The sequence below is a fragment of the Ruegeria sp. N8 genome (genome assembly GCF_056531325.1).
On record NZ_JBQFLQ010000001.1, the window covers coordinates 637,970 to 655,630 of the forward strand.

General features: G+C 58.9%; 18 protein-coding genes, 1 tRNA gene and 1 riboswitch. Of the genes, 8 read left to right on the plus strand and 11 right to left on the minus strand.

What is annotated here, in order from left to right; genetic code table 11:
* Positions 1 to 100 precede the first annotated feature (100 nt).
* The 4 genes from ACR0C5_RS03235 to ACR0C5_RS03250 are packed head-to-tail and all read right to left on the minus strand — an operon-like array spanning position 101 to position 3,840.
* A complete protein-coding gene (locus ACR0C5_RS03235) occupies positions 101 to 1,135 on the minus strand; it encodes a TRAP transporter substrate-binding protein (protein ID WP_480874500.1) in 1,035 nt (344 codons plus the stop codon).
* Between the two features lie 52 nt (positions 1,136 to 1,187).
* Positions 1,188 to 2,507, minus strand: coding sequence for a TRAP transporter large permease (locus ACR0C5_RS03240; protein WP_170770275.1), 1,320 nt, complete (start codon positions 2,505 to 2,507; stop codon positions 1,188 to 1,190).
* Positions 2,504 to 3,076 (minus strand): TRAP transporter small permease subunit, encoded by a 573-nt coding sequence (locus ACR0C5_RS03245; RefSeq protein ID WP_480874503.1) that lies wholly within the window; start codon positions 3,074 to 3,076, stop codon positions 2,504 to 2,506. The genes ACR0C5_RS03240 and ACR0C5_RS03245 overlap by 4 nt, the downstream gene beginning before the upstream one ends.
* Positions 3,077 to 3,084: 8 nt before the next feature.
* Positions 3,085 to 3,840 (minus strand): N-formylglutamate amidohydrolase, encoded by a 756-nt coding sequence (locus tag ACR0C5_RS03250; protein ID WP_480874506.1) that lies wholly within the window; start codon positions 3,838 to 3,840, stop codon positions 3,085 to 3,087.
* Between the two features lie 155 nt (positions 3,841 to 3,995).
* Between ACR0C5_RS03250 and ACR0C5_RS03255 the strand changes: the two genes are divergently transcribed.
* Positions 3,996 to 4,865: a MurR/RpiR family transcriptional regulator gene (locus ACR0C5_RS03255; protein WP_480502650.1), complete on the plus strand. Its 870-nt coding sequence runs from the start codon at positions 3,996 to 3,998 to the stop codon at positions 4,863 to 4,865.
* Between the two features lie 839 nt (positions 4,866 to 5,704).
* Here the strand turns inward: ACR0C5_RS03255 and ACR0C5_RS03260 are convergent.
* Positions 5,705 to 6,379, minus strand: a complete 675-nt coding sequence (locus ACR0C5_RS03260) for a TIGR04283 family arsenosugar biosynthesis glycosyltransferase (RefSeq protein WP_480874509.1) — start codon at positions 6,377 to 6,379, stop codon at positions 5,705 to 5,707.
* Positions 6,380 to 6,452: 73 nt separating this feature from the next.
* Here ACR0C5_RS03260 and ygfZ point away from each other — a divergent pair, with 73 nt between their 5' ends.
* Both ygfZ and ACR0C5_RS03270 read left to right on the plus strand, forming a co-directional pair.
* Complete coding sequence (ygfZ, locus tag ACR0C5_RS03265; protein WP_480874512.1) at positions 6,453 to 7,190, plus strand: CAF17-like 4Fe-4S cluster assembly/insertion protein YgfZ; 738 nt, start codon at positions 6,453 to 6,455, stop codon at positions 7,188 to 7,190.
* Between the two features lie 104 nt (positions 7,191 to 7,294).
* Complete coding sequence (locus ACR0C5_RS03270) at positions 7,295 to 8,239, plus strand: ABC transporter transmembrane domain-containing protein (protein ID WP_170782710.1); 945 nt, start codon at positions 7,295 to 7,297, stop codon at positions 8,237 to 8,239.
* Between the two features lie 52 nt (positions 8,240 to 8,291).
* On the opposite strand, the gene efp is transcribed toward ACR0C5_RS03270, so the two are convergent.
* Positions 8,292 to 8,855, minus strand: a complete 564-nt coding sequence (efp, locus tag ACR0C5_RS03275; RefSeq protein WP_170770260.1) for an elongation factor P — start codon at positions 8,853 to 8,855, stop codon at positions 8,292 to 8,294.
* Between the two features lie 218 nt (positions 8,856 to 9,073).
* On the opposite strand from efp, the gene ACR0C5_RS03280 reads away from it, so the two are divergent.
* On the plus strand, positions 9,074 to 9,394 hold the full coding sequence (locus ACR0C5_RS03280) for a DUF6280 family protein (RefSeq protein WP_037310273.1): 321 nt from the start codon (positions 9,074 to 9,076) through the stop codon (positions 9,392 to 9,394).
* A gap of 72 nt (positions 9,395 to 9,466) precedes the next feature.
* On the opposite strand, the gene ACR0C5_RS03285 is transcribed toward ACR0C5_RS03280, so the two are convergent.
* Positions 9,467 to 10,036: a cobalamin biosynthesis protein CobQ gene (locus tag ACR0C5_RS03285; RefSeq protein ID WP_480874515.1), complete on the minus strand. Its 570-nt coding sequence runs from the start codon at positions 10,034 to 10,036 to the stop codon at positions 9,467 to 9,469.
* Positions 10,037 to 10,098: 62 nt separating this feature from the next.
* Here ACR0C5_RS03285 and ACR0C5_RS03290 point away from each other — a divergent pair, with 62 nt between their 5' ends.
* On the plus strand, positions 10,099 to 11,556 hold the full coding sequence (locus ACR0C5_RS03290) for a cobyric acid synthase (RefSeq protein ID WP_480874518.1): 1,458 nt from the start codon (positions 10,099 to 10,101) through the stop codon (positions 11,554 to 11,556).
* Positions 11,557 to 11,559: 3 nt separating this feature from the next.
* On the opposite strand, the gene ACR0C5_RS03295 is transcribed toward ACR0C5_RS03290, so the two are convergent.
* From ACR0C5_RS03295 to ACR0C5_RS03305, 3 genes are all read right to left on the minus strand, one after another.
* Positions 11,560 to 12,246, minus strand: coding sequence for a hypothetical protein (locus ACR0C5_RS03295; RefSeq protein ID WP_480857584.1), 687 nt, complete (start codon positions 12,244 to 12,246; stop codon positions 11,560 to 11,562).
* 74 nt (positions 12,247 to 12,320) lie between these two features.
* Positions 12,321 to 13,739: a TolC family outer membrane protein gene (locus tag ACR0C5_RS03300; protein ID WP_170770252.1), complete on the minus strand. Its 1,419-nt coding sequence runs from the start codon at positions 13,737 to 13,739 to the stop codon at positions 12,321 to 12,323.
* Between the two features lie 95 nt (positions 13,740 to 13,834).
* Positions 13,835 to 14,488: a protein-L-isoaspartate O-methyltransferase family protein gene (locus tag ACR0C5_RS03305; protein WP_170770250.1), complete on the minus strand. Its 654-nt coding sequence runs from the start codon at positions 14,486 to 14,488 to the stop codon at positions 13,835 to 13,837.
* 226 nt (positions 14,489 to 14,714) lie between these two features.
* Between ACR0C5_RS03305 and ACR0C5_RS03310 the strand changes: the two genes are divergently transcribed.
* A tRNA-Cys gene (locus tag ACR0C5_RS03310) sits at positions 14,715 to 14,788 on the plus strand.
* Between the two features lie 43 nt (positions 14,789 to 14,831).
* Here the strand turns inward: ACR0C5_RS03310 and ACR0C5_RS03315 are convergent.
* On the minus strand, positions 14,832 to 15,788 hold the full coding sequence (locus ACR0C5_RS03315; protein ID WP_170788920.1) for an NAD(P)-dependent oxidoreductase: 957 nt from the start codon (positions 15,786 to 15,788) through the stop codon (positions 14,832 to 14,834).
* Between the two features lie 146 nt (positions 15,789 to 15,934).
* Positions 15,935 to 16,142, plus strand: a riboswitch (cobalamin riboswitch).
* 85 nt (positions 16,143 to 16,227) lie between these two features.
* On the opposite strand from ACR0C5_RS03315, the gene ACR0C5_RS03320 reads away from it, so the two are divergent.
* Positions 16,228 to 16,602: a DUF1636 family protein gene (locus tag ACR0C5_RS03320; protein ID WP_170788921.1), complete on the plus strand. Its 375-nt coding sequence runs from the start codon at positions 16,228 to 16,230 to the stop codon at positions 16,600 to 16,602.
* Position 16,603: 1 nt separating this feature from the next.
* Complete coding sequence (gene cobW, locus ACR0C5_RS03325; RefSeq protein ID WP_480874523.1) at positions 16,604 to 17,659, plus strand: cobalamin biosynthesis protein CobW; 1,056 nt, start codon at positions 16,604 to 16,606, stop codon at positions 17,657 to 17,659.
* The last annotated feature ends 2 nt before the right edge of the window (positions 17,660 to 17,661 follow it).

The window sequence follows — 17,661 nt, forward strand, 5'->3', positions numbered from 1 at the left end:
TTCTTGTCTGTTTCAGAGGCAAGCCTAGCATCGGGGATCGGGGTTCCAGAGGTCCAATACCGGCACGCGACCGAGGCCGCGCGCCGTAATCGCATTGAAATTAGCCGTAGCGATAAGGCCGTCCGGCCTTGAGCATGTCGGCGTTATACTGCTTGAAGATCTCGACAACCTTGGCTTTGGTCTCGGACTCGGCTGCGATTTCATCCCAGAAGGCAACGGCTGCTTCTTCGACCTGCGCCCATTCGGTGTCTGGGATTGAGGTCAGTTCCATCTTATCGCCATTCACGCGCAGGCTGGCCTCGCCACCCCAATACCACCACTGGCGATAGTAGTGCGATTGGTCGCAGCAAACGCGGAACAGGGTCTGCAGGTCTTCCGGCAGTTCGTTCCAGCGGTCCATATTGGCAAAGAACGATCCTGCCCATGCGCCCGAGATGTTGTTGGTCAGGAAATAGTTGGTCACATCAGCCCAACCCACGGTGTAGTCTTCGGTGATGCCCGACCAAGCGATGCCGTCCAACTCGCCGGTTTGCACCGCGACCTCGATGTCTTCCCACGGCAGAGTGACCGGCACAACGCCGAATTGGCTCAGGAAGCGGCCCGCCGTTGGGAAGGTAAAGACGCGTTTGCCCTGCAGATCGGCCAAGCTGTTGATCGGGTCTTTGGTGGCAAAGTGGCAGGGATCCCAAGCGCCCGCGCTGATATGCTTGACGCCGACCTTGGAATATTCCTCATCCCAGATCTCGTTCAGGCCGTACTGGTTGAACAGCACCGGCACGTCCAGCGAGTAGCGGGAAGCAAACGGGAAATAGCCACCGAACACGGTGACTTCGGTGGGAGATGCCATCGAGTCATCATCTGATTGCACCGCATCGATGGTGCCGCGCTGCATGGCGCGGAACAGCTCTCCGGTCGGGACCAGCTGATCAGCATAGAACAGCTCGATCTGCATCCGGTCACCAGCGATCTTGTTGAACATCTCGATGGCCGGGTCGATCACATGGGCCGCCAAAGCTGGACCGGCATAGGTCTGCATCCGCCATGTGATCGTGCTCTGCGCCAGCGCGGGCGCGGCCAGAGGGGCAGCGGCAACGCCCACCCCGGCGGTTTGCAGAAACTTACGTCTTGTTGTCATGTCATTTCCTCTCTGTTGCAGTTCTTCTCGTGCCTTTTCATCGGCATTCTTGTTAGTTTCCGTAAACATATCCGGGCAGCCACAAGGCCAGTTCCGGGAAGATCATGATAATCGTCAGCGCCAGCACCATCACCGCCACAAACGGGAAGATCGAGCGGTAGATGTCGCGCAGCGTGATCTCGGGCGGGGCCATCGCGCGCATCAAAAACAGGTTATAGCCGAAGGGCGGCGTCATATATGCGATCTGTGTGGTGATCGTATACAGCACCCCGTACCAGATCAGGTCAAAGCCCAGCGCCCCCACCAGTGGCACATAGAGTGGGGCTACGATCACCAGCATCGCCGTGTCGTCCAAAAACGTGCCCATCACGATAAAGCTAAGCTGCATCAGGATCAAAATCATCCATGGCGACAGGCCAAGTTGATCGGTGAACAGGTTGTCGATGGCCTTCACCGCGCCCAAGCCATCAAACACCGCACCAAAGCCAAGAGCGGCGAGAATGATCCACATGAACATGCACGAAATCGCCAGCGTCTGCTTGGTGCAGTCCTCGAAAATCTTCCACGTCATGCGCCGTTTCACCACCGACACGACCAGCGCCGTCAGCGCCCCAATGGCCGAGCTTTCGACCAGCGAGGTCCAGCCATTCACAAAGGGCACCATCATGGCGGCAAAGATGATCAATGGCAGCGCACCCGCGCCCAGCAGGCGGATCTTCTCGGCCCGCGGGACCTCATGCGCATCTTCCATGGCGGGGCCCAGATGCGGCTGAATGCGGCAGCGGATCCAGATATACAGAATGAACATGCCCGCCATCAGCAGGCCGGGCACGATCCCGGCCAGCCACAACTGCCCTACCGGCTGCCGCGCGATCATCGCATAGAGCACCAGAACCACCGAGGGCGGCACAAGAATTCCCAGACTGGAACCCGCCTGAATGACACCCGTGACCATCGTCTTGTCATAGCCCCGCCTCAGCAATTCCGGCAGCGCAATGGTCGCGCCAATCGCCATCCCCGCCACGCTGAGCCCGTTCATGGCCGAAACCAGCACCATCAGCCCGATTGTGCCAATTGCCAGCCCGCCATTCACAGGCCCCATCCAGACATGGAACATCCGATAGAGGTCATCGGCCAGACGGCTTTCTGACAACACGTAGCCCATGAAGATGAACATCGGCAGCGTTAGCAGTGGATACCACTTCATCAGCTTCATCGCGGCTGAAAATGTGATGTCCTGCCCGCCTGTTCCCCACAGGGCCAGCGCGGCAACAGTTGCGACCGCTCCGATCGCGCCAAAGACGCGCTGACCTGTGAACAGCATCAGCATCATCGAGGCGAACATGAAAATGGCGATATATTCCTGGCTCATGCCCGAGCGACCCCGATTTCCTGCCCTTTGATCCGGGCTATGTCTTTGAAGAATTCCGATATCGCCTGCAGCAGCATCAGGAAGAAGCCCAGCGTCATAATCGATTTGATCGGCCAGATATAAGGTCGCCACGCGGTCGAGGAACGCTCGAGCCGCCCAACCTCTTCACTGCCGGTCAGAAGACCTGTGAAATAAGCCACGGGTTCAGTGCCCCAATACCCAAGGCTGTAGGCGGTCGAGCCCAAGCCGCCATAGAACAGCACGCCCAGATACAGAATCAACAGCAGCACGGTGAAGGCGTCGAACCACGCTTTCTTCTTGTGACTCCAGTTGTGATAAAACAGGTCCATCCGCACGTTCGAACCCAGCTGGATCGAATACGGCCCGCCCATGATGTAATAGGTCACCATGGCAAACTGCGCCATTTCCAGGGTCCACAGCGACGGCAGAAAGAAAGTTTTCGAGATCGACGACCACAGCAGGATGCCCATCATCGCGAACAGACCCCACATCATCACCCGCCCGATCCGGTAATTGAGCGCGTCAACGACGCGGACATATATGCTCATCGCCCGGATCACTCGGCCGCCCTTTCTTCGAAGGTCGCCAAGGTCCGCTTGATCCACGGTACAAGGCAGTTGGTGACGGTTGCGTGCTGCTGAGGCGTGCGGATCAAGTCGTTGCGGATTTCGATCATCACGTTCAGCAAACCATTGGGCAATGCCTGCACATCCAATGTGTGGGCCACGCCGTCCTTGGCCGAATACGGCTCGTTCAGTCGCGTGATATACGGGTTCTCAACGGCTTTCGTTGCCATCATCGCGGTGGCAAACCGATCATCGACCCCGTGCAGGATGCCAAGCTCGACCTGACGTTTTTGTCCGTGATAAATTGGCGTGAAGCTATGGATCGTCACCAGCAACTCCAGTGAGGCGCGGTTGCGGTCAATCACAGCCGACAAGGCTTGTCGAAACGGGTCATAGACCCCGTGGATACGGGCCTGCCTTTCTTCATCCGACATCTGGGCATTTGCGGGGATGTCGTAGTCCTCGCTCCGGACGGGCATGGCGCCCGGCGCTTCGGGGGGGCGGTTGCAGTCATAGACCAGCCGCGACACACCACCATGAACCAGCGGTGCCGAGAGTTCGGCAGACATCATCCGGGCCACGGCCAATGCCCCGGGGTCCCATGCGATGTGACTGTCGCGCGCCTCGGCGCCTAAGCCCATGTCGCCCAGAAACGCAGGGATGCGGTTCGACGCGTGTTCGCAGACCAACACCACCTTCGGGGCGTTGCCTGCCAAGTCAGTGTGAACAACTGTGCCGAAATCCAACTTATCGCCCCGCGATTCCCAGAATCTTCTTTGTGGAAAAATTTCCACACACGTCGATCACCTGTCAATAATTTTCCTGTACAATTTTCTCCAGACTTGATCTTGATGAAAAATTATTCACATTATGCCTTTGTCGCATACAGGAGGATCGTTTAGTGCGGGTGACGGACAGGCTGCTGGCCCATCGGGACAAGATGACGCCTTCGGAACGGCAACTGGTCAGTGTGCTGCTGGATGACTATCCCATGGCCGGCTTGGGCAGCATTACCGAACTGGCCAGCACCGCCTCGGTCTCGACCACCACGGTGGCGCGGATGCTGCAAAAGACTGGATTTGACGGCTATCCGCAATTTCAGGCCGCCCTGCGGGGCGAAGTAAAAGAGATGATCTCGGGCCCCATCGCCAAGCGTGATGTCTGGCAAAACGATCTGCCCGAAGAACACATCCTCAACCGCTATTCCCAGCAATCCCTCGCCAACCAAAAGCGCACGATTGATGAGGTCGATCCAGCCGAGTTTGACAGTTTTTGCAACCTGTTATCCGATCCCAACCGACGTATTTTCATCACCGGAGGACGCATCACAGGTACAATGGCGCAGTACCTGTACCTGCATTTGCAAATGATCCGTCCCGACGTCCGAATGTTACCGGTGGCTGCGTCGTGGACACATGATCTGCTGGATGTACGCAAAGATGATGTCCTAATCGCGCTGGACGTACGGCGCTACGAGAACTCGACCATGCTGATCGGGCAGCTCTGTCAGGAACGCGGGGCCGAGATTGTGCTGTTCACAGACCAGTGGCGCTCGCCCATTCACCGACTGGCCAAACATACCTTTGCCGCACGGATTGCGGTACCGTCAGCGTGGGATTCGATGGCGTCGATCCTGACGCTGATGGAGTGCGCCATCGCCGAGGTTCAGGAACGCCTTTGGGATTCGGTCAAAGACCGCACCGACGAACTTGAGGCCGCCTTTGACCGTACCAAGCTGTTCCGCAAGTTCGGTCAAAGCTCGGGTTCTTAACATCTGAAATTGCTATAATTTACAACTGCCCGTGATCAGTGTTGCCACTTCGGGGCCGCGCGTTCACTTTATGGGCATGAGTTTTGTCGCCGATAATCAACTGCCGCTTCTGATCCTGTTTTTTCTGATCGGACTCGTAGGCACCGGGTTTCTGTTCCGCAAACCTGCGGGGCATCGAGCGTGGAAACTGGCCGATCTGGTCTGGGTCGTGTTGGGTGGCATCGGCGCATTGGTTGCCGTTTTGGCAGGTCTTTACACTGCAGACAGTTCTCGTCTCGACCGACAAATCGACGTGGCCTATGCCGCTACACTGGCCTTTGACCGGGACGCTGCGCGCTTTCGGTTGCGGTTTTGCGACCCGGCCTATGATGATGACATTGGCGTTCTGTGCGAAAAGGTGGAATTCCTGTCAGCGTCTACGGCCAGCAACGCTGACCTGCCCCTGTTTATCGCCGTGACCAACGAGGTCGCGCCGCTGCAAGGACTGCACTTCCTGTTCGGACGTCAGGCCAAGGACGAAATGGACGACGCACGCGCGATGGCCGAAAAAGCCAGCGCTTTCGATATCGACCAATTTCTGGTTTTTACGACCGTGGACGACAAAACCCAGATTGCCATCGACAATATGCGCCGCAAGGTGCCTGCGATTGCCGGTGACTATCTGATCCTTGCCCGAAGCTATGAGGATCTGATTGCGCAAGTCGGGAAGTTGAAGGACGAATGGGAATATCTACAAGCCAACGCGCATATATTGGTGTTGCAGATCATTGCCCTATGTCTGGTCAGCTTTGCTGCACCGTTCCGTCTGGGCAAATCGCTTGTAGAACTACGCACCGCGTTCAGCGCTGATACGCCTGAGCCAGCCGCTTCGGGTCCGCGCCAAGAAAATACCGTGTCAGAGTCCAAAGGTTCCGCGTCCCTCGACGCAGCCAACCCGCCTTCTGGTATCGGTCCGCACTCGTAAAGGCCCGGACCGGCAACAGAGTGATGCGGCCAAGGCGACGCACCAACGCCACGTCCTCCATCAATGGCTGATCCGGGAACCCTCCGGCCTTTTCATACAGGCGGCGCGGAACCAGCAATCCCTGATCGCCATAGGGCAAGCCAAATATCCGGCTGCGCAGGTTGGCCCAACCCGCCACCCATGTCGGTGCAAAACCCGAGGCAGAAAACGCCAGCCGGAAGACCCCCGGGGTGCCATATCGCAGATGATCCCCAACCACTTTAGTCCAGCCCTGCTGCAATACGGTATCGGCGTGCAGAACCAGCAGCCACTCGCCCTTGGCCTCGGCACACCCCCGGCGCAACTGACCACCGCGCGACGCGGCACCGGACACGATTTCAGCCCCGGCCTCATCCGAGATCTCTAGGGTTTGGTCCGTCGATCCACCATCCGAAACGATCAACTCCCGGATCAGGCCGGTATGTAGCCCTTCCATCAACGCTTCAAGCGTTGCGGGTAAGGTCTGAGCCGCGTTCAGGGTTGGGATGACGATCGAGATCGGTGCTGGCACGTGGATTACCCTCTGGTCTTGTCGGCGCGAACTCCTATATCACGAAGCCGAGGGAAAGCACGAGGACACCCCCATGCCCAATCGCCGCATCCTGCGCCTGAGTGGCGCCGACACTGACAGTTTCCTGCAAGGGCTGGTGACAAACGATATCGCCGGGATGCAGGGCGGGTTGGTCTATGCAGCGCTGCTGACGCCGCAGGGCAAATACCTTGCCGATTTCTTTCTGACGCGTCGGGGCGACGCTGTCCTGCTGGACGTGGCAGAAACTCTGGCGGACGGGCTGGTCAAGCGTCTGAGCATGTACAAGCTGCGCGCGGACGTCACGATCGCGGACAGCGGGTTGAATCTGCAACGCGGCACCGGCCCTGCGCCCGACGGCGCCCTGCCCGACCCACGCCACAATGACATGGGCTGGCGGACGTATAGCGCTGCTTCTGAAAGCGACGACGGCACCGATTGGGACGCCATCCGTGTGCGAAATTGCATCCCTGAGACGGGCGTTGAGCTGACCCCAGACAGCTACATCCTCGAATCCGGGTTCGAAGCGCTGAACGGCGTCGATTTCAAGAAGGGCTGTTATGTCGGGCAAGAGGTCACCGCCCGCATGAAGCACAAGACCGAGCTGCGCAAAGGTCTGCGCCGGGTGCTGATCGACGGCAGCGCCCCGGTCGGAACGGAAATCAACGCGGGTGGCAAATCTGTTGGGACGTTGTTCACTCAGTCTGGCGGCGCTGCCATCGCGTATCTGCGGCTGGATCGCGCCATCGGCGATATGCAGGCCGACACAGCGACAGTTCGGCTAAGCGATTGAATTGTTGCGCAATCGGCACGGCTGATCCCCGTCACCGCGAGTAAAGATTGCCACCCCTACCCTGGCGCTGTCACAATACCGACGGGACCAACACGGGTGCGGGTATGTTCAAGCTATACAGAGCGATCTGGCGCGCCAGCGCCGGGCGACAGATCATCCTGATCGCCCTGTCCATTGCGGTGGCCGCCCTTGCCGCCGTCCCACTGGAATTTCAACGCGATATCGTCAACCACCTGACCTCGGCCAATATTGATGCCGATCACCTGATGTTGCTGGGCGCGGGGATGATGGGGGTTATCCTGCTGAGCCTCGGGTTGAAATGGGTGCTGGGATACCGCTCGGGCACGCTGGGCGAAGACATGATCCGCCTTATCCGTCAGCGGCTGCTGGTCAGGTCTGCTGATCTGAACGAAACGGGCGAAGACGTGCGCAAGGGGACCATGACCACTGCCATCTCGGCCGAAGCGGAAGAGCTCGGCAAATTCGCAGGTGGTGCGTTTTCCGACCCGGTCGTGCAGATCGGAACGTTGATCAGCGTGATAGGATATATTTCCTCCACACAGCCGGGGCTGGGACTGATCGCTTTTTCGATGATCGTGCCGCAGATCGTCATCGTGCTGGTGTCGCAACGCAAAGTGAATGTCTTTGTGGCTGAACGCGTGCGCATTCTGCGCAGCGCCACGGACCGGCTGACTTCGGCCCAGATCGACGCCGCTGCGCGTGAGGTCGAGGCGCAGTTCGACGACATCTATGAAACCCGCCGCCGGATGTTTCTCTGGAAGCTTTCTGCCAAATTCCTGCTCAGCGTCATCAACGGCGCAGGCACCGTTGGCATACTGATGCTGGGCGGTTGGCTGGTTCTGCAAGGGCGCACCGATGTCGGCACCGTGGTTGCCGCAACAAGCGGGCTGGCCCGGATCCAGGGACCGACCGCGTTTCTGATCGCCTTCTACCGCCAGGTCAGCGCCAACCGCATCAAGTATGAGCTGATGCTGGAACTGTTCGGCCCCCACCCCGAGCAATACCGCCGTATCAAGCGCCGCACATAAAAAAGGCCACGTAGCCTTGGCTAACGCGGCCTCTTGGTGATTTCAGTGCAGCTTACGCGCGCTCGGAATATTCCATGGTCTCGGTGTTCACTACGATCATCTCATCCTGACCGATGAAGGGCGGCACCATGACCTTGACGCCATTGTCCAGAATGGCCGGTTTGAACGAGTTCGCAGCGGTCTGACCTTTGACGACAGGCTCGGTTTCGACGATCTTGCAGGTCACTTTCTGGGGCAGCGTGGCGTTCAGGGCCTCCGCTTCGTAGAACTCAACCACAATGGTCATGCCGTCCTGCAGAAACGGGCGACGTTCGCCCAGCAGTTCCGATGGCAGTTCGATCTGCTCATAGGTCTCGGAATCCATGAACACCAGCATGCCGTCGGATTCGTAGAGGAACTGCTGATCCTTCTGTTCCAGCCGCACACGCTCGACCTTGTCCGCCGAGCGGAACCGTTCGTTCAATTTCGACCCGTTGCGCAGGTTACGCAGTTCGACCTGCGCAAAAGCACCGCCTTTTCCGGGCTTTACGTGATCGACTTTTACGGCTGCCCACAGGCCGTCATTATGCTCAAGCACATTGCCGGGGCGAATTTCGTTCCCATTTATCTTGGGCATGACATAAATCCTTCACAAACGGTTGATGCGTCAGTTGCGCTTCCTATATCTGGCGTGACCACACCTGGCAAGACAACGAGACCTAGTGCTGCACATGCAGCAAGCTATGCGAGTGACGCAACGCAACTATGCATATTAGCTGTATCCGAATCACACTTTATAGGTCATAAGGACCGTCACGCCGAAAATGCAAGAGCAAGAACAACAAGGAAGACGAGATGAGAGATTTCGTTGACGGCACCGCCTTTAACAATGAGCAAGGCAACCGTGCGCGCAAACTTTTTGCAGCCGTCGTTCTGGCTGCGCTGGATGATGCAATTGCCGATGACAAGAAATACGGCAATGGCCCCGAACAAATCGCCCGCTGGGCCCGCTCTCGCGATGGCCGCGAGGTGCTGTCCTGCGCGGGTATCGACCCCAATGAGCGGGTTGTCAGCGGCCTGATGGAATTCGTGGGGCGCGGTGTGCGCACCTCGGTCGCGCTGTCGCGCGAGGAAAGCGAACGCCGTAACGCTGCTCAGCAGGCCGAAGCCGCCTGATCTGAACTGCTGCCTTTGAGAAAAAGCGCGCTCTGACTGCCAGAGCGCGCTTTTCTTTTGGCTAAACCAACGTCAGAAAAACAACAGCCACTGCCGAGCGACCCAGACTTCGGCTGCAAGCAAAGCTGCGAAGAAGATCTTTGTCGGAAGGGTCAACCCGCGCCGCCACAGCGCGATATATGACACCGCGCAGGCTGTGATCGACACAAGCACGACCCATTGTGCGTGATGGGCGCTGTCCCAATAGCTGATCGGGCTGTGAAAGACCCAATTGCTCAGCGGCCAAAACTGCGCCCGTCCATCCCCTGCATGCAGCAGAATATCGGTACCCAGATGCAGCAACCCGGCCGAGGCGCCCAGCACCAGCAAACGCGCGCGCAGCAATACCCCGATGGCCAGTGCCAGCCCCCAGACTAGAAACGAGTTGTCGATGGCAAAAACGGTCTGCCACGCGTCGGAATAATAAAGCTGCTCGAACACCACCTGCTCGGGGATGTTCAGAATGAACAGCGACACCCCCGCCATCAGATAGAGCGACAGGTCCGGCAGCACCGACCCAATCAGAACGGCACGCAGAGTTCGGCCATAGGACGGGCGCGCAAAGGCGGCGGCTCCGATCAAAAGATGGGCTGGCGTGTTCATCGGGGGCTTTTCCTCTGCCGTCAAATCGGGTCATGTGCCCGTCAGGTTATAGGAGAACAAGCATGGTTCGCGCCATCATGATTCAGGGTACCGGCAGCAATGTGGGTAAATCGGTTTTGGTGGCCGGGCTGGCTCGCGCCTATACACGACGCGGGCTGCGCGTGGCTCCGTTCAAGCCGCAGAACATGTCAAACAACGCCGCCGTAACCGAAAACGGCGGCGAGATCGGGCGCGCGCAGGCGCTTCAGGCGTGGGCAGCGAACAGGCCGACGCATACGGATATGAACCCGATTCTGCTCAAACCCGAAACCGACACGGGGGCGCAGATCATCGTGCAGGGGCAGCGGGCTGGAACGATGAAGGCGGGTGACTACCGCAAGGACAAATCCAAGCTGCTGGGGGCTGCGCTGGAAAGCTTTGACCGGCTCTGTGCGGATGCCGATCTGGTTCTGGTCGAGGGCGCAGGCAGTCCGGCTGAAACCAACCTGCGTAAGGGAGATATTGCCAATATGGGCTTTGCCTGCGCCGCAGGTGTGCCGGTCGTGCTGGTCGGCGACATTCACCGCGGCGGTGTAATCGCACAGATTGTAGGCACGCAGGCAGTGCTGGAAGCCAGCGATCTAGCGATGATCAAGGGCTTTGCGGTGAACCGCTTCAAAGGCGATGTATCCCTTTTCGATGAAGGGCGTGACGATATCGCAGCGCGGACCGGTTGGGCCTGCGTGGGTGTCGTGCCGTGGTTCAACGACGCATGGAAACTGCCTGCCGAGGATATGATGGACATCCGCTCTCACGCGGGCGGGACCTGCAAAGTGGTGGTGCCGCAACTTGAGCGGATGGCCAATTTTGACGATCTGGACCCGCTCTCGGCTGAACCAGGCATCACGGTCGAGATCGTCCCTGCGGGGCGCCCCCTGCCCGGCGATGCTGACCTTGTGCTGCTGCCAGGCAGTAAATCCACTATCGGCGACCTGACCTATTTCCGGGCGCAGGGGTGGGATGTGGACCTCTATGGCCATGTGCGGCGCGGTGGTCATGTTTTGGGCCTGTGTGGCGGGTATCAGATGCTGGGCAATACCATCTCCGATCCCGGCGGCGTCGATGGTCGACCAGGAACAGTCGATGGGCTGGGCTTGCTGGACGTCGATACCATCATGGCTGGCCAGAAGCAGGTCACGTTGCGGCAGGCGCATGCGGTTCCCGGCAAAGAACCGGTGTCAGGCTATGAAATCCATATGGGCCGGACCGAGGGCCCCGACTGCGCCCGCGCTTGGCTGGAGGTTGAAGGTCGGCCCGAGGGTGCCGCAGACAAAACTGGACGTATTCGCGGCAGCTATCTGCACGGGATATTTTCGTCCGATGCGTTCCGCGCGCGTTACCTGTCGGAATTGGGGGCTGTCTCAGAGATCAATTACGAGGACGGCGTGGACGAGACGCTGGACGCATTGGCCGACCATCTTGAGCAGCATATGGATTTGGATCAGCTTTTGGAACTGGCGCAACAGCCCTGCCGGGCCTAGCGTCTAGCTGGATTCCAGCTCAGCCAAAGCCCGGTAAATCTCGCGCCGGACCATTTTGCGCACATTGCGGGTGATGCGTTCGCCCAGCACGCCCTGAAGCTCTTCCCGCACGACCTGCGCGATAAGCTGACGCAACGCGTCTTCATCCATCGCGGGAGGTTCAGGTTGGTCTTCGGCCTCGGTCGCCGCGATGACCTCGGGGTCACGGATGAAGGTTGCTTTGGTGTCCGAGAGCCCCTCTTCCACCACTTCATCCTCTTTGGCTTCGTTTCCGACGCTCCAACCCAAAGCGCGGGTCGGAGTTCCAGAATAGGCGTCATCGCTATCACCGTCGGGTTCCCACTGATCCTCGGTGCGGGCAATCGCCGCCTCCAGCGCTTCTATCTTGGAACTCAGGCTGAAACTCGGAACTTTCTCTGGGGTTGGGACGGGTTGCGACGCCTCACTCTCTACTGCATCCCGGGCGCGCAGAACCATAGGTTTGACTGACGCATCCACCACCGGGTCTGCAATGGGTTTACCGTCCTCATTATCCCCGACTCGCAGTGCGTCCGTCAAAACCAATCTACCGGGCTTTCGTGCCAAAGAAGACGGAACGAGATCGGGGATTTTGCGGCCTTCTTCACCGACCAGGCGTTTGATAGAGGACAAAACGTCCTCTACTCTCCCGTCTACGACTTTATCCGTCATTCTTCTCTACCACTCTTTCCTCAGAATCGAGTGTAGCCAAACACTTCGGCCCTCACAACAGATTGTGTCCTGGGTTAGTCGCGGCGCAGGGCCTTGAGTACCCGATCCAGATCCTTGCTCTGCTTGCTAACCTGTGCCGGTGCTTTCTTGACCAGATTGTAATACAGCGTCGGGTCATAGATTTGCACGGCCAGCCCCAAACGCTCGGCCGTCAAAAGACCTTGCGCCTGCAACAACTGATAGGCAGCCAGCGACCGTTCGGTGCGCGATGCAACCTCATTGAGCTGCGCATCCAGCAGGTCTTGCTGTGCGTTCAGAACATCCAGCGTCGTCCGAGCGCCCAAGGTCGCCTCTTCCCGGATGCCGTCAAAGGCCACTTGAGATGCTCGCACCTGCTCGGTCGAAGCGCGCAGGCTGGCCGATGCAGCCTGGAAGTTGGCATAAGCCACGGAAACGCCTTGCGTGATATCTTTCTGTACGTTCAGCAGGTTCGCGCGGGACGCGTCACGGGTCGCCATTGCACGACGGACCTGCGCGGCCAAGGCGCCACCAGCATAGATCGGCTGAGTGAAGGTCAAAGCGACCGTCGCGTCTTCGATTGAATCGTCGTTGTCGTAGCTTTCGGTAATCCCGGCATCCGCGTTCAAAGTAACATTCGGGCCAAGGTTTGCACGCTGCTGAAGAACCGCCAGATCAAAGGCACGAACCTCATGCTGAGATGACAGGATCGCCGGGTGGTTGCGCTGAGCCAGGGCAATCGCCTCCGCCTCTGACCGCGGCAGGTTGGGCAGGCTGGGCTGACCAGCCGTCGCGCCCGGCGCTTTACCTACGGCGTTAACGTATTCGGCCTGCGCCGTGCTCAGGTTCCCGCGCGCAACGGACAATTCCGCCTGAGCGCTGGCAAGCTGCGCCTGCGACAGCGCCACGTCCGTGCGCGTCACCTCGCCCACATCGAAACGGTCCTGCGAAGCGCGGAGTTCCTCGGCAGAAACTTCCACATCGTTCAATTGAATCTGAACGGTTTCTTCCTGAAGAACAACGGCCAAATAAGCATTTACGGCTCGGAACAGCACGGCCTGTTCCACATCAATCAGGCTTTGACGTGTGGACAGAACGATTTCTTGCGCCGATTGCTTGCCCAGAACCGAAAAGCCACCATCGTAGATCAGCTGACTAAGCGTCAGACCAGCAAAGAACGTAGAAGGTTCATTTCGGACCGTCACATCGTCAATGGTCGAGCGGGTATAATCCTGGCTGACCTGAGCGGCAAAGTTGATGATCGGACGCAGCGCGGCCAATGCGATCGCCACATCTTCGTCGGCAGCACGCAGCAAGGCCCGGTTTTGTTCCAACAGCCCGCTGGTGTTATAAGCACCAATGAACGCGTCTGTCAGATTGTCTGCCCATGCGCCCCGACCCGGCACAACACTAAGCGCGATACCAGCCGTCAGCGCCAACGCCTTGACCAGTTTTCCTCCCGCCGTAGAACTCATCACGAAATCCTCTCAAACCAAAATTACGCAGCCCTGCGGACAGTTTGCGCGTTTATGTTCAACTAATCAAGGTGGCAGGACAATCTGTCCCGGAATTATAGCGAAAATACACGATCCGTGGAAAAAGCGCGCAAAACCGGGGCATTGGCATTAAACGCGTGGCGCCAAGTCACGCGTTCGCCGGATTTGTGGCCGATCCGAACAGTTCCCAATTCACCATCCATGAAAAGGCATGCGATCCGGCCATGATCCTTGAGCTGCGCGAGCAACGCGTCAGGCACATGCTCGACCCCGCCCTGAATCAGGATGACATCGTAGGGACCATGTTCGGTTGCACCCTGCTCCAAAGGCCCGACATGCACGATTGCGTTATCTGCGTCTGCTTCCATCAAAACGGTTTGGGCCTCGGTGGCGAGTTCTTCATCCTCTTCCACCGCAACCACAAGCTGCGCCATCTTTGCGGCAACAGCAGTAGAATACCCCATCGCCGGCGCGATATCGAGCACGACCTCATCATTGGAAATATTCAGCGCATCCAACATTTTGGCAAGCGTCCGAGGCTCCAGCAGGCAGCGACCGTTCCCCAGATCAAGCAGCCCTTCAACATATGCTGCCTCGCGCTGCGCATCGGGCACGAAATTTTCACGCCTGACGCTAAGCATCGCATCGATAATCGGAAATTTCGTGACATCAGAAGGCCGGATTTGCGTATCGACCATAGTGCGGCGCCGGGCTGCGAAATCTGTCATTGGATCGCTCGTTCTATTCCCTTGGATGCTGGGCTTGTGCCATATCCGGATAAAACCGGCAACGGCTCAGGCATCGAAACTTTTGTTGCAGAACAAGAAAGTGAACCTGTTTCCGATACGGCACGCCTGCGCTTGCTGAATTTTCGCCGCAACCCTCTGGACGCCCCAGAAGAAAGCTGTTAAAACGCCTGTCACACCACAGCAAGTATTTGATTTTACTTGAAAAGGCGAGTTGGCGGAGTGGTGACGCAGCGGATTGCAAATCCGTGTACACCGGTTCGATTCCGGTACTCGCCTCCACTCTCTCTACAAAACAGATTATTCCACTGACGCGCGGCTTGCGTCATTCGGCCCCACGCCCCTGAGGGATGACCTCGTATCCGGGCTCTTCCGGTTCGTCGTCCTCCATCTCGGGCGGAAAACCGGAGGCTGTGATGTCTAGACCGGTTGCATCCTCCAGACGTCGGATGATGTTGGGAGACAATTCACGCTCGCCATAGCGGGCAATTCCGTCCTCGAAAATCTGGATCATGACCGGGTTGATCTCCAGCGGTACACCGGCGCGGTCAGCGACGTCCTGAAACAGCCCGATATCCTTTTTCACAAGGTCCATCGTAAAGGAAATGTCGCGTGATCCGTTCAGGATCACCTGGCTTTCGGTCTCATGCACAAAGGAAGTACCTGATGAAATCTTGATCGCCTCATAAGTCGTGTTCAGGTCCATCCCGGCGGCCTTGGCGGTCACGAGCGCTTCGGCGCAGGTAATCAGGTTTGCCGTCGCCAGGTAGTTGGTCAGCACCTTAAGCACCGAGGCCGAGCCCAACTCGCCTGTGTGCAGCACGCGGCGGCCCATCGTGGTCAGAAAGGGTAGGATACGTTCGAACGTCGCGCGGTCGCAGCCCGCGAAGATCGAGATATTGCCCGTCGCCGCCCTATGGCACCCGCCCGAGACGGGGCAGTCTACTGCCGCCCCTCCGCGTTCGATGACCTGCGCACCCAGCCGCTTGACCTCGGCCTCGTCGGTGGTGGACATCTCCATCCAGATCTTGCCGGGGCCGACCTCGGGCAGCATCTCCTGCATCACGGCGTCCGAGGCAGCAGGCGATGGCAGACAGGTGATCACCGCGTCGCAATCGCGCATCAGCTGGGCCGGGCTTTCGGCGGCCTTGGCCCCCTGCGCCACGAAGCCCGCGACCAGATCAGGGTTCAGATCGTGCACCGTCAGGTCGATCCCGTTGCGCAGCAAAGACCCGGACAGTTTGCCGCCCACATTGCCCAGTCCGATAAAGCCCACTCTCATGCGACACGTCTCCCTGTTTGCGCCGTTTCGGTCATGGCAGCACGGGGTTGCGGGCTTCGTCATGCCGCCCAGCGACGCTTACAGGTCGCTTTTCCACCGTTGCTTCACAGATGCTTGCGACTCGCTTGACAAGCCCCTGCCCGGTGCCGCATGTCCGATCCGTTGGTGTCCTCTGCACGAGGATGAAAAGGGAATGCGTCAACGGATCATCCGCCAAACGCAGCCGCCCCCGCGACCGTGACCGGAGAGGGTGCCCAAGCCACTGGCCAAACAGGCCGGGAAGGCGGGACATCCGACAGGGCAATTGCCCTGACATCCGCAAGCCGGGAGACCTGCCAGCACCCGCGATTGAAACCGGACGGGGTGTTCCGGTGTCGGGTCAAATGCGACCCGCTTGAAACCCCGTCCCCCACGATGAGGATTTGGGGGGATGAGAGACATGACCGAGACCGCTCCGGTCGAGCTGCTGGTTTGCACCACCTGCCGCCGCGGCCTACCTGTTGAAGATGACGCAGACCGCCCCGGCACGTTGTTGCACAAGGCGCTGGAACAGGCCGATCTGCCCGAAGGCGTAACGCTGAGAGCCGTCGAATGCCTGTCGAATTGCGATCAGGGCTGTTCCATCGTTCTGCGCGGCGGACCCGAGCGCTGGACCTTTGTTTATGAGAACCTGAACGAGGTCGATCATGTCGACGTGATCGTCGACGGCGCGACCAAGTATCTGGCCACCGAGGACGGCTTGGTCAAATGGCGCGAGCGCCCCGAACATTTCCGCAAAAACTGCGCCTCGCGCATTCCCCCGATTGGAGCCTGACATGTCCACCCTCGAAAAACTCCCCGTTACTGTGATCACCGGCTTTCTGGGCTCGGGTAAAACCACGCTGGTGCGGCACCTGATGCAGAACCCGCAGGGCAAGCGTCTGGCCGTTGTGGTTAATGAATTCGGCGATGTCGGCGTGGATGGCGATATCCTGAAGTCCTGCGCCATTCCCGATTGCCCGGCGGAAAACATCATGGAACTGGCCAATGGCTGCATTTGCTGCACCGTGGCCGATGATTTCATCCCCACGATCGAGGCGCTGATGGCGCTGGAGCCGCGCCCCGAGCATATCCTGATCGAAACCTCGGGCCTTGCGCTGCCGAAACCGCTTCTGAAAGCGTTCGACTGGCCCGATATCCGCTCGAAAATTACCGTGGATGGCGTGATCGCGCTGGCCGATGCCGAGGCGGTGGCCGCTGGTCGGTTCGCGCCGAATGTCGAGGCAGTGGATGCCCAGCGCATGGCCGACGATTCCATCGACCATGAAACCCCTCTGTCCGAAGTGTTCGAAGATCAGATCTCCTGCGCCGATATCATCCTTCTGACCAAGCCTGATCTGGCCGGCCCCGAAGGTGTCGCCAAAGCCAAAGAGATCATCGCCGCCGAGGCCCCGCGTCCTCTGCCCGTGGTCGAAGTGGCCGAAGGTGTGGTGGACGTGCGCGTCGTGCTGGGTCTTGAGGCTGCCGCCGAGGATGACATGGAGGCGCGGCCTTCGCATCATGACGGTCATCACGATCATGAACATGACGATTTCGAAAGCATCATCGTCGAGCTGCCGGAACAGACCGACCCGGCCGATCTGGTCGCGAAAATCGAACGTCTTGCCAAAGAACTGAACATCCTGCGCGTCAAGGGCTATGCCGCTGTTAAGGGCAAGCCAATGCGCCTTCTAGTTCAGGCTGTGGGCGCGCGCGTGCGTCATCAGTACGACCGTCCGTGGCAGCCCGGCGAAGAGCGCCGTTCGCGTCTGGTGGTGATTGCCGAGCATGACGACATCAAAGAGGCTGAAATCCGCGACATCTTCGTGGGCGTCACCGAGGCTGCCGAGTAAAC

Excerpts from the sequence above, each read along its gene's own strand:
- ACR0C5_RS03235 (WP_480874500.1), bottom strand. The coding sequence starts at position 1,135 with ATGACAACAAGACGTAAGTTTCTGCAAACCGCCGGGGTGGGCGTTGCC.
- ACR0C5_RS03240 (WP_170770275.1), bottom strand. The coding sequence starts at position 2,507 with ATGAGCCAGGAATATATCGCCATTTTCATGTTCGCCTCGATGATGCTG.
- ACR0C5_RS03245 (WP_480874503.1), bottom strand. The coding sequence starts at position 3,076 with ATGAGCATATATGTCCGCGTCGTTGACGCGCTCAATTACCGGATCGGG.
- ygfZ (WP_480874512.1), top strand. The coding sequence starts at position 6,453 with ATGCCCAATCGCCGCATCCTGCGCCTGAGTGGCGCCGACACTGACAGT.
- ACR0C5_RS03270 (WP_170782710.1), top strand. The coding sequence starts at position 7,295 with ATGTTCAAGCTATACAGAGCGATCTGGCGCGCCAGCGCCGGGCGACAG.
- efp (WP_170770260.1), bottom strand. The coding sequence starts at position 8,855 with ATGCCCAAGATAAATGGGAACGAAATTCGCCCCGGCAATGTGCTTGAG.
- ACR0C5_RS03280 (WP_037310273.1), top strand. The coding sequence starts at position 9,074 with ATGAGAGATTTCGTTGACGGCACCGCCTTTAACAATGAGCAAGGCAAC.
- ACR0C5_RS03285 (WP_480874515.1), bottom strand. The coding sequence starts at position 10,036 with ATGAACACGCCAGCCCATCTTTTGATCGGAGCCGCCGCCTTTGCGCGC.
- ACR0C5_RS03290 (WP_480874518.1), top strand. The coding sequence starts at position 10,099 with ATGGTTCGCGCCATCATGATTCAGGGTACCGGCAGCAATGTGGGTAAA.
- ACR0C5_RS03295 (WP_480857584.1), bottom strand. The coding sequence starts at position 12,246 with ATGACGGATAAAGTCGTAGACGGGAGAGTAGAGGACGTTTTGTCCTCT.
- ACR0C5_RS03300 (WP_170770252.1), bottom strand. The coding sequence starts at position 13,739 with ATGAGTTCTACGGCGGGAGGAAAACTGGTCAAGGCGTTGGCGCTGACG.
- ACR0C5_RS03305 (WP_170770250.1), bottom strand. The coding sequence starts at position 14,488 with ATGACAGATTTCGCAGCCCGGCGCCGCACTATGGTCGATACGCAAATC.
- ACR0C5_RS03315 (WP_170788920.1), bottom strand. The coding sequence starts at position 15,788 with ATGAGAGTGGGCTTTATCGGACTGGGCAATGTGGGCGGCAAACTGTCC.
- ACR0C5_RS03320 (WP_170788921.1), top strand. The coding sequence starts at position 16,228 with ATGACCGAGACCGCTCCGGTCGAGCTGCTGGTTTGCACCACCTGCCGC.
- cobW (WP_480874523.1), top strand. The coding sequence starts at position 16,604 with ATGTCCACCCTCGAAAAACTCCCCGTTACTGTGATCACCGGCTTTCTG.